The 14,758-nt window shown below is 67.1% G+C and carries 15 protein-coding genes; 3 read left to right on the forward strand and 12 right to left on the reverse strand.

Annotated features, from left to right (window positions below; all coding sequences use genetic code 11):
• Positions 1 to 105: 105 nt before the first annotated feature.
• Genes DNX69_RS04560 through DNX69_RS04605 form a run of 10 tightly spaced genes read right to left on the reverse strand, consistent with a single transcriptional unit; the run spans position 106 to position 8,361 of the window.
• Positions 106 to 891 carry a hypothetical protein gene (locus DNX69_RS04560; RefSeq protein WP_110784792.1) on the reverse strand — a complete coding sequence of 262 codons (786 nt, stop codon included), beginning with the start codon at positions 889 to 891 and terminating at the stop codon, positions 106 to 108.
• A complete protein-coding gene (gene gspM, locus DNX69_RS04565) occupies positions 888 to 1,442 on the reverse strand; it encodes a type II secretion system protein GspM (RefSeq protein ID WP_110784793.1) in 555 nt (184 codons plus the stop codon). The genes DNX69_RS04560 and gspM overlap by 4 nt, the downstream gene beginning before the upstream one ends.
• Entirely contained in the window at positions 1,439 to 2,524 is a 1,086-nt protein-coding gene (locus tag DNX69_RS04570; RefSeq protein WP_110784794.1) for a PilN domain-containing protein, read from the reverse strand. The genes gspM and DNX69_RS04570 overlap by 4 nt, the downstream gene beginning before the upstream one ends.
• Entirely contained in the window at positions 2,521 to 3,453 is a 933-nt protein-coding gene (locus tag DNX69_RS04575) for a general secretion pathway protein GspK (protein ID WP_110784795.1), read from the reverse strand. Before DNX69_RS04575 ends, DNX69_RS04570 begins: the two co-directional genes overlap by 4 nt.
• A gap of 1 nt (position 3,454) precedes the next feature.
• Positions 3,455 to 4,147 carry a prepilin-type N-terminal cleavage/methylation domain-containing protein gene (locus DNX69_RS04580; RefSeq protein WP_110784796.1) on the reverse strand — a complete coding sequence of 231 codons (693 nt, stop codon included), beginning with the start codon at positions 4,145 to 4,147 and terminating at the stop codon, positions 3,455 to 3,457.
• Positions 4,144 to 4,536: a prepilin-type N-terminal cleavage/methylation domain-containing protein gene (locus DNX69_RS04585; protein ID WP_234826843.1), complete on the reverse strand. Its 393-nt coding sequence runs from the start codon at positions 4,534 to 4,536 to the stop codon at positions 4,144 to 4,146. Before DNX69_RS04585 ends, DNX69_RS04580 begins: the two co-directional genes overlap by 4 nt.
• The gene (locus tag DNX69_RS04590) at positions 4,517 to 4,993 is read right to left on the reverse strand and encodes a prepilin-type N-terminal cleavage/methylation domain-containing protein (protein ID WP_283809324.1); all 477 of its coding nucleotides are present in this window, start codon (positions 4,991 to 4,993) and stop codon (positions 4,517 to 4,519) included. Before DNX69_RS04590 ends, DNX69_RS04585 begins: the two co-directional genes overlap by 20 nt.
• Positions 4,971 to 5,441, reverse strand: a complete 471-nt coding sequence (gene gspG / locus DNX69_RS04595) for a type II secretion system major pseudopilin GspG (RefSeq protein WP_110784859.1) — start codon at positions 5,439 to 5,441, stop codon at positions 4,971 to 4,973. The genes DNX69_RS04590 and gspG overlap by 23 nt, the downstream gene beginning before the upstream one ends.
• Positions 5,442 to 5,457: 16 nt before the next feature.
• Positions 5,458 to 6,669: a type II secretion system F family protein gene (locus DNX69_RS04600; RefSeq protein WP_110784798.1), complete on the reverse strand. Its 1,212-nt coding sequence runs from the start codon at positions 6,667 to 6,669 to the stop codon at positions 5,458 to 5,460.
• 3 nt (positions 6,670 to 6,672) lie between these two features.
• Positions 6,673 to 8,361: a GspE/PulE family protein gene (locus DNX69_RS04605; RefSeq protein ID WP_110784799.1), complete on the reverse strand. Its 1,689-nt coding sequence runs from the start codon at positions 8,359 to 8,361 to the stop codon at positions 6,673 to 6,675.
• A 357-nt stretch (positions 8,362 to 8,718) separates the two neighbouring features.
• Here DNX69_RS04605 and gspD point away from each other — a divergent pair, with 357 nt between their 5' ends.
• Together gspD and DNX69_RS04615 are read left to right on the forward strand one after the other, a co-directional pair.
• Positions 8,719 to 11,049, forward strand: coding sequence for a type II secretion system secretin GspD (gspD, locus tag DNX69_RS04610; protein ID WP_110784800.1), 2,331 nt, complete (start codon positions 8,719 to 8,721; stop codon positions 11,047 to 11,049).
• Positions 11,050 to 11,091: 42 nt separating this feature from the next.
• On the forward strand, positions 11,092 to 11,583 hold the full coding sequence (locus tag DNX69_RS04615; protein ID WP_110784801.1) for a tetratricopeptide repeat protein: 492 nt from the start codon (positions 11,092 to 11,094) through the stop codon (positions 11,581 to 11,583).
• 18 nt (positions 11,584 to 11,601) lie between these two features.
• Here the strand turns inward: DNX69_RS04615 and DNX69_RS04620 are convergent, their stop codons facing one another.
• Positions 11,602 to 12,120, reverse strand: coding sequence for a prepilin peptidase (locus tag DNX69_RS04620; protein WP_110784802.1), 519 nt, complete (start codon positions 12,118 to 12,120; stop codon positions 11,602 to 11,604).
• 352 nt (positions 12,121 to 12,472) lie between these two features.
• Here DNX69_RS04620 and DNX69_RS04625 point away from each other — a divergent pair, with 352 nt between their 5' ends.
• Positions 12,473 to 13,132, forward strand: coding sequence for a transglutaminase-like cysteine peptidase (locus tag DNX69_RS04625; protein WP_234826844.1), 660 nt, complete (start codon positions 12,473 to 12,475; stop codon positions 13,130 to 13,132).
• A gap of 116 nt (positions 13,133 to 13,248) precedes the next feature.
• Here DNX69_RS04625 and DNX69_RS04630 read toward each other — a convergent pair.
• Positions 13,249 to 14,758: calcium-binding protein (locus DNX69_RS04630; RefSeq protein WP_133255970.1), on the reverse strand; the 1,510-nt coding region annotated here is incomplete at its 5' end.

The raw sequence follows: 14,758 nt of genomic DNA on the forward strand, positions 1-14,758 counted from the left end.
AGGGACATCGCCGCAACTTGCGGGGGAAGTTTACTTGTTGTTAACTGACAGCTTCATGTCAGATCGATGTCAATGAGAACGGTAACGTTACTATCGTAACATGACTCAAGGCTTCGCCGCACCGGCGCCGGGCTGGCCCGAAATCCGATTCATCCAGTGCTGCACCATGCCACTGAACGGATTTCCCGATGGAGCCGGCGGCGGGCCGCCGGGAGCTGCGGCCGGCGGAACCGGAAGTGCCGTCGCGGATGGCCCGCCGCCGACGGGAGCCGCAACCGGCGCGGGGGGATTGGGTTTGAACGCAGCGACCGGCGCGCTCGCGGGCAGTGCAGGCCCCGGCGGCCCCGCGGCTTCTGGCGGCGGCAGGCTGAGCACGATTTTCTCGTCCCCCTTTTCGAGCACGACCTGCCGCGGCGCAACGCTCCGTAGCACCCAGCCGTTGTGATCGTCGCCGGTGCGCAGCCGGACCACGGATTTGTCGCCGCGGTCGACGAACAGACCGATGCCGGACGAGGGGTCCATGGCAACCGTGCCGAGCAGCATCAAGTGGGGGCGTTCCTTCTCGCGCGGCTTCGGTGGCGGCGGCGGTGGGGGCTTGTCGACCTTCGTTGTGACTGCCGCCGGCGGGCGGCGCGTCGGCGCGAACAGCGGACGGGCCACCGAGGCGTTCAGCTTGCGCAGCGGAACGGCCCACAACGGATTGCCGCTCGGCCGCGCGGCCGGGACCCGGGATGGCGCCGGAGCGGCGGCTCGGCTGCGGGTCGGCAGCGGCCTGGCGGCCGCGTCGTCGCGCGGGTCGGCGACCGCCGGCGGCACCGCGGCCAGCGCCACCGAACCGCACAGCACCAGCAGCGACGCCGCCAGCCAACCGATCCCGGCCGAGACACTCATTTGCCGCCCTGCCATTTGCCCGACACCGAGATCGTCCCCTTCAGCTTGCCGCCCTCCGACACGCCCTGCGGCGCCTGCACGACCAATTGCTCCACGAACACGAACGGCATCCCGGCCTCGAGGTCGTAGAGCAGCGGCTGCAGAGCGGCCTGCTCCAGCTCGAAACTCGCCGAGGCCATCAGGAAGCCTGCTTTCGTCTGAGGCCCCTGCAGATCGACTTGCGACGACAGGATGTTGCCGCGCAGGCGGCGGATCGCACCGGTGAGGCGCTGCAGCAGCGCCGCGGCGGCGACCGACGCGCTCGGTCCCTCGACGAAAGACGAGCCGCGCGGAACACCGACGTCGGCGGTCGCCGCCTGTGGCGGAGGCCGCCGCGCTTCCAACCTCTCGAGGATCGACGACGCCGCGATCACGGCGTCCCGCCTCTGCAGAATGTCCAGCACATTGCCGGCGGTGGCGAGCATGCACACCGCGATTACGGCAGCGAACAGCAGCACGGCCAGATAAGGATATCGGGCAAGCTTCGCTTTAAGCCGATCGATCATCGTCATGGCGCGGTCCCGAAATAGGGATTGATCCTGGCTTCGACGTGAAACCGCTCACCGGACTCGTTGGCAGCGCGCGTCGTCGGCGCGAAGAACGCCGCCCGGGCGAAACTCGGCGACTGTTCCAGGAGCTGGATCAACGACGGCGCATCGCGGGTCACGCCCGCCACCTGCACCTTGTCGCCGTCGATGCGTAGTTCGGTCGCGTAGGTGTGGTCGGGCAGGACGGCGGCCAGCGCCTCGATCACCATCACGCTGGCGGGCGTGTTCTGCTTGCGCTGTTCAAGCAGTTCCAACGCCGACCCGCCGGCAGATCCTGCATCGCCGCGCAGGATGGCACGCCGCTCCGCGATCCTGCGATGGATCTGCCGTTCTTGCGTGCCGAGCTGATCGACCAGGATGGTCGCCGCCACCGAGGAGGCGATCGTCGCCAGCGCCGAGATCGCACAGATGCCGATCACGGCGACGCGCAAACGGTTGCCGCGAGCGGCATCGGCCGCAGCCTTGGCGTCGTGAACCGCAACGCGCTGTCCGTCCGGCGTCTCGGTCGTGATCGCGACGGCCGCCGCGCCGAGATCGGCGAAGATCTGCGCCAGCGCATCGAAGGCGTTCCGCGGAGCCACCGCGATGGTGATTGCGATGCGCTCGCCGGCGATCGGGCGCGGCCGCGTCCATCGAAACGCTGCGTCGCTCGCGCTCCACGGCGTCAGCCGGTCGATCTGCGCGCGAACGATGCCCTCGAGGAATTCAGTGGCTCGGTTCGGCAGTTCGAGCGGGCGGAACAGGAAGCGGGACGAGCGCATCATCAGCTCGACCTCACTGCCGCGCATCAGCTTGGCCCATTCCGCCGGCAGCGGCTCGTCGAACGTCGCTCCGACGATTTGGAGTTGGCTAGCCGCGGGCGCGTCGCGTCGTTTGTCGCCGCGCGGAGCCGGATCCGCCATGCTCATCGTGAAACTGCCGTCCTCCTGCTCGGCCACGAAAATCCGCCGAACAGGCCTGATCCTGCGCGCCAGCGCGGCCAGGCCGACTACCACCGCATCGATCCAGGCGAAGAAACTGGCCGCAATCGTTTCCAGCATGCTCATCGCGCCTTCCCCGGCTCCGCAGGCTGTCCGGTAGACGGATCGATCTCCCGCCACGACATGACCCGGTACGGGTTCTGGTCACCGAAGCCGGAGATCAGGATCGCCGCTTCGGCAATTCTCTGGCGCCGGCCGGTGACCACCCGGACTCGGACGCGATAGGCGTTGCTGATATTCAGCGTCGCGCCCACCCGCTTTTCGCCCAGCATCCCGAACAGGAACTGCGGGTCCACCGACCCGGAGTCGCGGCGCGTGATGAGCGCATCGAGCAGAAGCGGCGTCACTCCCGGCAGCGCGGCGATGACTTCCGGCGGCGCATCGAGAATGTTCACCTCCGCCATCTCGCTGTAGACGGTGACGAACGGCAGCGTCCGCTCGATCAGGGCCGGAGGCAGGCCGACCACCAGCCAGAGTTCGTCGGTGGTGTTGAACGCTCCGCGCCGCGGCGAATAGCCCATGGAGGCATAGAGCGCGTCCTCCTCGTCGACGCCGGTCGAGCGCGGCGGGCTGCGCCAGCCGATGACGCGGTCGGCGTAGCGCTCGGCGGCGCTGGCCGGTGTGCCCAACGCGACGAACAGGCCGGCGATTAGAGCCTTCGGCGCCAGGTTCAGGTTGATCCGCGCCGACTCCGCGATGAATTCGACATCGATCGCCGCCCGCGCGAGATTGAAACGAAAGCCGCCGCGGCTCGGACGCCCCCCACTCGCCGGAATCGAAAGCTGATAGGCGGCCAGTTCAAGCCCCGCATCGACCAGCAGATCCGATTGCAGCGTGGTGTCGCCGAGGCTCAATGCAGTCGCCGACTGCGCCATGTAGTGCGACGCAGTCACCGCGAGTGCCGCCAGCGCCGCCAGCAGCCACAGCACGGCCACGACGATGAAGCCGTCCCGTCCACGGCGGCGTATCGCATGATATCGGGCCACCCCGGGCATGCTACTTCGCTCCCGATGCTGCGCCGACCGGCGGCGAAACGTCCTGGCTGGGCGGCTCCGATAGCGGCGCCATCATATCCGCGTGCAGCCGCGTCGCCGACGCCATGACGACGCCGTGATCGTTGCGGTCGTCGCTGACGCTGAATCTGACTCCGCTCGGCAGCCTGCCCTGGTTGCGCCAGGAGGACTTCCAGCCGCCGGTTTCGGCCCGATAGGCAAACGTCAGCCGATACGGTGCGCGTAGCAGCACCACCGGATCGGCGAACGGAATCCGATCGAGCGCCAGATCGCCGATAGGCAGCAGCACGAACGGCGCGCGCATCCGCACCAGCATGGTTCCGGTGGCATCGCTGCGCTCCGAGACCCGAACGAATTCGAGACCAGGCGCCGTGTTCGGCCCGACCGCCGGGCGCACGAAGATCACCGCGCCGTCGTCGCCCTCGAACAGCGGCGTTCGATCGTTGCGCCTGGCGGCGACGTACTCGGCGGCGGCGAGATCGGCCGACAGCCGGTCCATCGCGACCGCCAATTGCTCGTTGCGCTGAACGCGGAGTAGCCCGCGATTCCAACCCGGCAACCATTGCGCCGTGACCGCGCCGAGCGCAGCGAGGATCAAGCCCATCAGCGCCACGCCGACCAGCGCTTCGAACAGCGTGAACCCCGCCTCGCTCCGCCGCGCACACCGAACCATCATTCGCCGTCCCTGCTGCGGAGCCGGATGGTCTCGAGCGACAGCATCGCGCCGGACGGTGATTGCAGCCGCACCTCGACCCGCTCCGGCACGAAACGCGAACCGGCGACGCCGGCTCCGCCGACGAACGGCGAGGTCGCGATCTGCCAGTGATGACCGAGGATCTCTCCGCTGCGGCCCCCGATCGCGTCGCCCCGCGGCATGCTGCTGATCACGAGGCGCGCCGCGTCGACCAGACCGACGCGTTGCTCGAGCTTCGATACGCCCCGCACATTGGTCGCGACGACCGAGCCGATCGCACCGAGCACGACCATCACCAGCGCCAGCGCCACCACCGCTTCGATCATGGTGAAGCCGCGCTCGCCATTGCGATCAGAGGCTGCGCCCGACAATGTCGATTCCTCCGGTCAGCCAATTGACCCGCACTTCGAACCCGCCGCTCGGGCGCATCAGACGGATCGCCCCGCCGCACGACATGCCGGTGGCGAAGAAGCTGATCGCCGACAGCGCCAGCCGGCCGTTGCATTGTCGCGGCAGCAGCGCCTCCATCGTCACGTCGTCAGGAACGCGTATCACCCGATCGCTGGCGCCTGAGCTGACCTTTCGCGACGACGCGTCGATCTCCGCGGCCACCGTTCCTTGCCTCATGATCGCAGCGTTGCGATCCGCCTTCAGCAGCGCTGCGATCTCCACCGCATAAGCCTCCAGCCGTGCCCGCGATGTCGACACCGGAACGCGGGGCAGCACGATCGCGGCGAGCAATCCCACGATCGCGAGCACGCAGACGATCTCGAGCAGCGTGAATCCCGCCTCCCCGCCGTCGCACTCAGTCCTGGGCCGAGGCGAGATCGGCGGCCGTGCCGGTCCCGCCCTCCTGCCCGTCGGAACCGAACGAGCGGATATCGTAGGGACCGTGCTCTCCCGGCTGTCGGTACACATAAGCGTTGCCCCAGGGATCGTTGGGAATGGTATTTCCCTTGATGTATGGCCCGTTCCACGCGGACACGCCGCTGACCCGCTGCACCAGCGCCGACAATCCTTCGGCGGAGGTCGGATAGCGGCCGGCGTCGAGGTAGAACAGATCGAGCGCGCTGGAGAAGCTCTGGATCTGGATCTTGGCGGCCTTGACGCGGGACTCCGTCAGATAGTTCAGCACCCTCGGCCCGACGAGCGCCATGATCATGCCGATGATGGTGATGACCACCAGCATCTCCACCAGCGTGAATCCGGCTTCTCCGTCCCGGACGCGGCGGACGGCCGCGCCTCGGCTTTGTTGTGGTTTTCCGATCGTTTTCATCGGCGCCTCCATTGTCTCAGCCCACCACCTGCGTGACCGACAGCAGTGCGGTCATCACCGACACGATCAGACCGCCGACCACCACGCTGATCGTGACGATCGCGGCAGGGCCGATCACGCCGACGATGCGATCGAGCTGACGTTGCAGTTTCACTTCGTAGAAGTCCGCGACCCGCGCCGACAGCACGGGAAGCTGCCCGGTCTCCTCGCCGAGCCGCAGCATCCGCACCGCGACGCCGGGCAGCACCGCGGCCTTGGCCAACGCATCGGAGAGCTTGCCGCCGTGCCGGACCCGGTCCGCCATCGCGGTCCAGACCGGGAGATTTCCGGTCACCGCCATGATGTCGACGAGGATACGGAGAGTCGCCGTCAGATTGACTCCGCTGCCCAGCAGAATGCCGAGGTTGCGACAGAACAATGCGGTGCGGTGAAACTCGACGACCGACGACACCAGCGGAAGCCGCGCCAATTGTACGACGGTGGCGGCCCTCACGCCCGGCTGCCGCCACAGCAGCCATCCGCCGAGCGCGGCGGCCAGCACCGCCGAACCGACCTCGACGCCATGGTCGCGCAGCAGATCCGACAGCGCCATGAAGACTTCGATAATCGGATCGGTCTTTGCGTTGAAGTCGCGCAGAACCGCGGAGAACTGCGGCAGCACGAAGGTGACGAAAAACCCGAGCACGCCGACCGCCGCCAGCAGCACGAAGGCGGGATACTGCAACGCGTCCGTCACCTTTCGCCGCATCGCTTCGGCACGGCCGCGCTCGTTGCCGAGCGTCTCCAGGATGTGGTCGAGCGTGCCCGACATCTCGCCGACCTTGATCAAGGCGAGGTACATCGGAGGAAACAGCGGCGCGTGCCGGCCGAGCGCATCGGCGAAGCTCTCGCCGGACAGGATCGCGGTTCGGATCTTGAGCACCACGGGGCGGAGCCGCCCGACGTCCATGTCGTTGGCCAGCAGTTCGAGGGCATCGTTGAGGCGCGCGCCCGCCTTCATCAGCAAGGCGAGGTCGCGTGTGAAAACGGTGACGTCTTCCGGGCGCGGACCGGACAGCGCACCGAGCGACAGCGAAACGCCCTGTTTCGCCGTTTCCGGACTGGCATCAATGGCAACCAGCCCGAGGTATTCGATGCGCTGCAGCACCTCGGCCGTGCTGGCGGCGGCAATCGATCCGGAGACGATGTCCCCCTTGGCGGTCAGTGCCCGATAGCGGAAGTTGGTCATGCGCTACCTGACAGTGGTGACCCGCAGGATTTCCGCCGCGGAGGTGATGCCGGCTCTGCACTTGGCGAGCCCGTCATCGATCATCGTCGTCATTCCGTTGCGGATGGCGACCTTGTCGATCGACGCCCAGTCCGCTTCGGAATCGACCAGGCGGCAAACCTCCTCGTCGATCTCCAGGATCTCGAACACGCCGTTGCGTCCGCGATAGCCGGTGCCGCCGCAACGCTCGCATCCGGCCGGCTCGAAGATGGTCTCGCCGGCTGCGAGCCCGACCGCCTCGTAGCGGGGATCGGCATCGAGATCGGCTCGGGTGAGCGGTCGCGACGATTTGCAGCGGTCGCAGAGCTGCCGCACCAGTCGCTGAGCGATGACGCCGCGCAGCGTGGACCGCAGCAGGAACGCCTCAATGCCGAGATCGAGCAGTCGAGGCACTGCGGCCGCGGCCGTTTCGGTGTGCAGCGTGGTGAGCACCAGATGGCCGGTCAGCGCGGCATGGACGGCGATATGGGCGGTTTCCGCATCGCGTACTTCGCCGACCATGATGACGTCCGGATCCTGGCGGACGAAAGCGCGGAGTGCAGTGGCGAAAGTCAAACCGATCGACGGCTTGGCCTGCGACTGGCAGATTCCCGGGATCTCGTACTCGACCGGATCCTCGATCGTCAGGATCTTGCGGGTCGGTTCATTGAGGAGCGACAGGACAGTCGCCAGCGTGGTGGTTTTGCCGCTTCCGGTCGGCCCGGTCACCACGATCATGCCGTGCGGCAGCGTCAACAGGCGCCGCAATTTCGCCTCGTCGTGCGGCAGGAAACCGAGCTTTTCGATCGAGAGCAGGCCGCGATCTTTGGGCAGCAGACGGATCACTGCGGATTCGCCGTGCTGCGTCGGCATGATCGCGACACGCATGTCGATCTCCGACCGCGCCGACCTGATCCGCGCTGCGCCGTCTTGCGGCAGCCTGCGCTCCGCGATGTTCAGGCCTGCCAGAATCTTGATGCGCGAGATCACGGCCTGCGGCGGAGCACCGGACAAACTCTGCACCGGCCGCAGCAGACCGTCGATCCGCATCCGCACCACCAGTGAGTTCCGCGCCGGCTCGATATGGATGTCGCTGGCACGCAACTCGACCGCGGTCTCGAACAGATCGTTGACCGCCCTGACCACCGGCGCACCGCTGGCGAGGTCGCGCAGGTTGTCGATATCGTCGTCGTGCGCCGCGATGGCCGCGGCCGGCGTGTCGGCGGCTGGCTGGTCCTCGCCCAGACGCCGGTCCAGCGCAGTGCCGATGTCCTCGAACGACGCCACCAGCGGCGTGACCGCATCTCCGAGCACCAGCACGGTCGCGTGCAGCGAAGCGCTGTCGCTGGGATCTGCCAGAGCGACGGCGGCGGAGCCGTCCGGCTGTTCGAACGGAAACACCGACATCTCACGGAGAAAGCGCCGCGAGAACCGCTGCACCAGGGGCGGGGCGGCGAGCAGGTCGGGCAAGGCGACGCGGCCGATGCCGTAGAACCGCGCCACCTCGTCGGCGAATTCCCCTGCCGACAGCTCGCTTCCCTCCCACAGCTCGCGCAAGCCGGGAATTGTCGCGAGCGGCTCCGTCTGGCCGACCTCGGGATCGTCACGCCCTGCCGGCAACCCCGCCTTCAGGCGGAGATGGGCGGCAAACGCGTGAGCGGACGGCGTACTCATCGGTATCTACCATGGATCGCGCGCCGAGCCGGCGGCGTGAACGAACCGGCGTTTTACGCTCCCTTTGCTATAAGTAATGTGACGTGTACCGTTTTGTCGCATGTCGCGTCATACGAGACGACATCGCGCTGCATCGCAACGACAATGCCCCTCTGGCATAGGGACGCCACGGCCGGCCGCGTCGAGGGGTCACGCTTTCGCTCGCCGCCGGAGCCATCATGAATAACGTTACTGGCGACGCGACCCACATCACATCACACATGGTTGTCACATAGCGGCACTATGAGTCTCGCAGGGTCCCACCGCCGCACGATATGCGGCGCGGGCGTCGTTCGAGTGAGGCACATCGTGGGCCCGATGTTTGGCAGGATCGGACTGTTGCTCCCGTTCGCGCTGCTGGGCGGGCTGCTGGCGGCCTGCAACACAACCGAACCTCTGGACAGCCGGGAGCCGGACGTCTTCGACAAGGTGCGGTCGATCGACCTGCTGCCGCGCTATCCGACCCAGGTCCGGCAGGCCGAAGTGTCGACCGGGCGTCGAAGCCAGCCGATCATTTATCCGGCCGAAACCTCGGATGGCGCCAGAGCGGCCGCAGCGTCGCCCCCTGCCGACGCTCGGTCGGCCGGCGGCGATGTCTACGAACTGAACTTCGAGAATACGCCGGTGGCATCGGTCGCCAAGGTGGTGCTCGGCGACATTCTCGGCGTCGGCTATGTGATCGACGCCCGCGTCCAGGGCAATATCAGCCTCTCGTCCGGCCGGCCGGTGCCAAAAGCCGACATCCTGTTCGCTCTCGAAAACGCTCTACGGGTAGGAGGCATCGCGCTGGTGCGGGACAATCTGGCCTACCGGCTGATGCCGCAGGGCGACGCCGCGGGATCGGGCCCGGCGGACTACGCTGAACGCACCCAGCCCGGCTACGGCCTCTCGGTGGTGCCGCTTCAACACGTCTCCGCGCAGACGCTACTGAAGCTGGTCGACAGCTTCGGCACCAAGCCCGGAATGGTCCGGGCCGATCCTGTGCGAAACCTGATCCTGGTGCAGGGCACCGGTAGCGAGCGCCGCAACGCGGTCGATTTGGTGACCAGTTTCGACGCCGACTGGATGCGTGGCCAAGCGGTCGGGATCTTTCCGGTTCAGAACAGCAATCCGGAGCCGATCATCGCCGAGATCGAGAAGATCATCGATTCAGGCGAAGGCGGCATCGCGCAGGACGCCGTCAAGTTTCAGACCATCAGCCGGATGAACGCGATCCTGGCCGTCACCCGCAAGACGTCGCTGCTGCGTCAGGTCGAAACCTGGATCCAGCGCCTCGACACTGCGGATACGGGGCGGACCGGAATTCATGTCTACCGTATCAAATACGGTGACGCCCGGCAGATCGCGCGGGTGCTGAACGACCTGTTCGGCGGCGGAGGAGGAGCCGGTGGGACGTCGGCAGTCGACAGCGCCGCCAGCCAGATCGCGCCGGGCTCCGGCTTTGCCTCGAGCTCGAGTTCGAGCAAGAGCGGCTCCGCGCTGAGCCGGCTGTCGGTGACGCAGCCGGGCTCGACCGGCGCCGCTTCCGGCGCCCGCACCGGCAGCAGCGCGTCGTCCGCGCCTGGCGCCGCAGCCCCACAGGCAGCGAGCCTGCTCGACCGCGGCGGCGGTCTGTTCGACCGGGCCGGCGCCGGCACGAGCGGCACGCGCGCTGGAGCCGCCGGACTGATGGAGGGCGTCCGGATCACGCCCGATACGGTCAACAACTCGCTGCTGATTTACGCCAGCCAGGAGCAGTACAGCATCATCGAGCGCACTGTCCGGCAGATCGACCATCCGCAGCTCCAGGTGGCGATCGACGCCACGATCGCCGAGGTCACGCTCACCGATCAGTTGCAATACGGCGTGCAGGCCTATCTGACGAGCAAGAATCTCGGACTGAAGCCGAACATCGGGTCGGTTTCGAATTCCGCCGCCAGTTCGCTCATCAGCGCCGCCGGCGACGTGGTGCTCAGCCGGGCGATTCCCGGCTTCAACTTCCTGGCCGGCTCGTCGACCACTCCGACTGCAATTCTGAGCGCGCTGCACGCGGTGACCGACGTCAAGGTGCTGTCCAACCCGTCGCTGGTGGTGATCGACAATCAGGTCGCCACTCTGCAGGTCGGAGACGAAATCCCGATCCAGACCGGCAGCGCCACCGTGCTCACCGGCAGCAACACCATCGCCAATACCACCGACTATCGCAGCACCGGAATCATGTTGCGGGTGATGCCGCGGATCAACGCCAACGGCAACGTGCGGCTGGATATCGAGCAGGAGATCAGCAATCCGGTCGGCGGCTCGTCGACCTCGTCGTCGTCATCCTCGACCTCGACGAATTCGCTGACGCCGACGGTGTCGACCCGGAAGGTGCAGAGTTCGGTGGCGGTGGCGAGCGGCCAGACCGTTCTGCTGGCCGGCTTGATCAGCGACACCCAGAACCGCAACCGCAACGGCATTCCGGGCCTCGACCAGATCCCCGGGGTCGGCGACGTGTTCTCGCAGACCGACATCAGCGTCAAGCGCACCGAACTGATCATCTTCATCCGGCCGCAGATCATTCGCGACGGCGCCGACGCGCACTTCGTCGCCGAGGAACTGCGGACCAAACTGCGCGGCACGATCGGCTCCGTCGGAACGCGGCAGACGGCGCCGCCGCGATACCGCTGAGGCAACCGCCGTTCCGTGACGGCCGCGAGGAGCGAGTGACCCATGCCCGGACCGCTGCCGATCGCCTTCGCCGCATCCCTGCTGATCCTGACCGCGACCACTCCGGCCGCGGCCGATCCGGCGGCGCACGCCGCCTTCCGGCGCGGCGACTATCTCCGGGCGGCGGCGCTGCTGCCGCGGCTCGCCGAACGCGGCGACCGGCGGGCGCAGGCGATGCTGGGTTTCATGTATGCCACCGGCCAGGGCGTCCCGCAGGCCTATGATGCCGCGGCCTACTGGTATCGGCTTTCCGCCGAACAGGGCGACAGCACGGCGCAGTATCTGCTCGGCCTGATGTACGACAAAGGTCACGGCGTTCCACTCGACGAAGTCGCCGCCTACAAATGGCTCAATCTCGCCGCAGCCAGCGCGCCGAAACCGCTGCGCGACAAATACCTGCGATTGCGCGACGCGGTGGCCTCGAAGATGAACCGCCGGCAGATCGCCGAGGGTCAATGGCAGGCGCTGGATTGGGCGGCGGCGCCGCGCCGCTGACCTGCACGGCGTGGGCGTTCACCAGCCGCGAAAGACCGTCGCCTGCAGCAGCCAGCCGATCCAGATCGACGGCGCCAGATACAGGCCGAATGGTAGCCGGGTGGTCGGCCGCACCCGGCCGCGCAGCATCTGTACCGCCAGCGCCGACAGCGCAGCGATCTCGACCGCGACCGGGATCATGCTCCACCCCAGCCAGCAGCCCGCCACGGCGGCGAGCTTGACGTCGCCGAGCCCGATGCCGTGACGGCCGCGCAGCCGGAAATACCCCGCCCGGAGCGCCCCGAACAGCAGCATCAGCACAACCGCGCGCCCCCCCGCCTCCAACCACACCAGCCAGAGCTGACCCGTCGCGGCCGTCGCCGTCGCGGCGACCAGGCCGAGCCCGAATGCCGCGGCATTCAGCCAGTTTGGGATGATGAAGCTGCGCGCATCGATCACCGCGATGCCGAGCATCGTCAGCGCGAGGCCGGCACCGAGCCAACCAGTGAGGCCTGCCTCGGCGGCAAGGCTCGCGGCGACACCGAGGGCACCGACCATGATCGCCGCCGCGATCCGCTGTCCATCATCCGTCGGCCGTGAGAGGTACCGTCGGTTCAAAAACAGAGCCCCGCCCCGATCGGCGATATATCGTGGTGGCGGCGGCGCGCAGCCACCATTCGCATCATTTTCACCTTGTATCATGATGGTCACACGATCTCGGCTGGGGCGCATATGCAGACGGACCATACATGCGCTCGATAACACAAATGATACCGTACCGGCCATCAGGCACCGGTCACGCTGGTTTCCTGGGCCCTTTCGGCTAGATCGTTACAAGTTGAACTAGTGGCTTAGCGGTATTTCGAACTCTGGCTGCGAAACTTCCTCCGGTTGGATGTGGGGGAATGTTATGGCGACAGTTCACAAGACCAACGGGCCTCGCGCGGCGATGGTCTCGACCCTGGCGCGGCTGCTGCCGGTGCTGGCGCTGCTGATCGCGGCAGCACCGGCGCAGGCCTTCCTGGCGCGACCGGTGATCTTCGCATCGGTCGGCAGCGTGACCAAAGCCCCGAACGGCTGGCTGCAATTCTGCTCGGAGAATCCCGCGGAATGCCGCGCCTCGCCGGAGCCGCAGCAGGACGTCAAGCTGACGCCCGATCTGCTTCAGCAGCTCTTTACCATCAATGCCTTCGTCAACGACCGGGTGAAGTGGACCAGCGACCTCGATCGCTACGGCAAGGCCGAGCGCTGGGCGATGCCGCTCGACCGCGGCGACTGCGAAGACATCGTTCTGCTGAAACGGCGGATGCTGGAACGGGCCGGCTGGCCGATCGGCGCACTGCTGATTACCACGGTCGAAGACCCCAAGCTCAGTGGTAGCCTGCACGCGGTGCTGACCGTGCGCACCGACCGCGGTGAGTTCATTCTCGACAATCAGTCGCCGGAAATCCTGTTCTGGTACGAGACAAACTATCGTTTCCTGTCTCGGCAAAGCCCGTCCGACCCCAATCTGTGGGTATCGCTGGTCGATCCCAAGGAACTGCCGGGGCCGGTGCTGGCGCAGCGCTGATATCGCGCGTCACGCCTGCCTGCAGCGCGGCCCGCTGCCGTCTGAACATCCGGCCTGAAAAATCGAGAGGGAGCGCCCGGCCAGGCGCTCCCTCTTTTGTCGTTGAAACCGCCGCGTCAGACGAAGCGGAAGTCGTCCGCGGTCAGCGAGGTCATCTGGACGTTGGCGAGCGTGATGCTGTTGTCGGTGTCCAGCGTCACCACCACGCTGCCGCCGACCTGGGCGCTGTGCGACATCACATCAGCGAAGTCGGCGAACACGTCGGTCGAGAACTGCAGCATGTCCGCCGACGAGCCGTTGAGGGTGAAGTCGGTGACGCTGTCGTGGCCGAAACCGGCGGCGAACACGAAGACGTCCGCGCCGGAGCCGCCGGTCAGGATGTCGTCGCCGGCATCGCCGATGATGATGTCGGCACCCGATCCGCCCTTCAGCGTGTCGTTGCCGAGACCGCCATTGACGGTGTCGTCGCCGGAGCCGGCATCGACGCTGTCGTTGCCGTCGCCGGCCGCGATCACGTCGTTGCCCGAGCCGCCTTTCAGCGTGTCGTTGCCGACGCCGCCGTTGACGATGTCGTCGCCGGAGCCGCCGTCGATATTGTCGTCACCCTCGCCGCCGGACAGCGTGTCGTTGCCGTTGCCGCCCTTGATGGTGTCGTTGCCGGCACCGCCGCTGATGGTGTCGTTGCCATTGCTGCCGGTGACGTTACCGCCGGCGGCGCCGAGCAGAACACCTTCGATGCCGGTAAAGGAGTCGGTGCCGATGCCGGCGCCGCTCGCGATACCGGTCGCGTAGTTGACCGTCACCATGCCGGTGGCGTCCGACAGGTCGAGCACGTCGTAGCCGGCGCCGCCGTCGATGGTGTCGTTGCCGGCACCGCCGCGCAGCACGTCGTCGCCGAGACCTCCGGTCAGCGTGTCGTTGCCGGCACCGCCGATCAGCAGGTCGTCACCGGCATCGCCGTACAGGACGTCGTTGCCGTCGCCGCCTTCGAGCGTGTTGGCTCCGGCATTTCCGAGCAGGATGTCGTTGAAGGCGGTGCCGATCGCGTTCTCGATGTTCGACAATTGGTCGGCGCCTTCGGGGTACTCCGGCTGGTAGACCCGGCCGGCGGCGAGATCGATCTTGAGCTCGAACTCGCTGCCGCTGTAGTCGACCGTGTCGATCCCTGCACCGCCGTCGTAACGGTCGAGACCGTCGCCGGCGATGAAGGTGTCGTTGCCGTCACCGCCAAGGATCAGATCGGCGTCCGCGCTGCCGGTCAGGACGTCGTCGCCGGCGGTGCCGGTCACCAGCGTCCAGTTTCCGTCGGCGAAGCCGACCCGCTCAATATTGGCGAGCGTGTCGTTGCCGTCGGTGCCGAAATGGTCGGAGATGGTCACCGAGCCGTCGGCGTTCAGCGTCAGCGCGTAGCCGACGAGATTGCCGGCGAAGCTCGCGGTGTCGACGCCGGCACCGCCGTCGATGGTGTCGTCGCCGGCACCGCCCTCGATCAGATCATCGCCGTCGTTGCCGTAGATCTCGTCGTCGCCGGCGTCGCCGTCGATGGTGTCGTTACCCTGATTGGCGTAGATCCGGTCGTTGCCGTCGCCGCCGTGGACGATGTCGTTACCGAACGAGGTGTAGATC

The sequence above is a fragment of the Rhodopseudomonas palustris genome (genome assembly GCF_003226555.1).
Lineage (GTDB): Bacteria > Pseudomonadota > Alphaproteobacteria > Rhizobiales > Xanthobacteraceae > Rhodopseudomonas > Rhodopseudomonas palustris_I.

Excerpts from the sequence above, each read along its gene's own strand:
- DNX69_RS04560 (WP_110784792.1), bottom strand. The coding sequence starts at position 891 with ATGAGTGTCTCGGCCGGGATCGGTTGGCTGGCGGCGTCGCTGCTGGTG.
- gspM (WP_110784793.1), bottom strand. The coding sequence starts at position 1,442 with ATGACGATGATCGATCGGCTTAAAGCGAAGCTTGCCCGATATCCTTAT.
- DNX69_RS04570 (WP_110784794.1), bottom strand. The coding sequence starts at position 2,524 with ATGAGCATGCTGGAAACGATTGCGGCCAGTTTCTTCGCCTGGATCGAT.
- DNX69_RS04575 (WP_110784795.1), bottom strand. The coding sequence starts at position 3,453 with ATGCCCGGGGTGGCCCGATATCATGCGATACGCCGCCGTGGACGGGAC.
- DNX69_RS04580 (WP_110784796.1), bottom strand. The coding sequence starts at position 4,147 with ATGATGGTTCGGTGTGCGCGGCGGAGCGAGGCGGGGTTCACGCTGTTC.
- gspG (WP_110784859.1), bottom strand. The coding sequence starts at position 5,441 with ATGAAAACGATCGGAAAACCACAACAAAGCCGAGGCGCGGCCGTCCGC.
- DNX69_RS04600 (WP_110784798.1), bottom strand. The coding sequence starts at position 6,669 with ATGACCAACTTCCGCTATCGGGCACTGACCGCCAAGGGGGACATCGTC.
- DNX69_RS04605 (WP_110784799.1), bottom strand. The coding sequence starts at position 8,361 with ATGAGTACGCCGTCCGCTCACGCGTTTGCCGCCCATCTCCGCCTGAAG.
- gspD (WP_110784800.1), top strand. The coding sequence starts at position 8,719 with ATGTTTGGCAGGATCGGACTGTTGCTCCCGTTCGCGCTGCTGGGCGGG.
- DNX69_RS04615 (WP_110784801.1), top strand. The coding sequence starts at position 11,092 with ATGCCCGGACCGCTGCCGATCGCCTTCGCCGCATCCCTGCTGATCCTG.
- DNX69_RS04620 (WP_110784802.1), bottom strand. The coding sequence starts at position 12,120 with ATGGTCGGTGCCCTCGGTGTCGCCGCGAGCCTTGCCGCCGAGGCAGGC.
- DNX69_RS04625 (WP_234826844.1), top strand. The coding sequence starts at position 12,473 with ATGGCGACAGTTCACAAGACCAACGGGCCTCGCGCGGCGATGGTCTCG.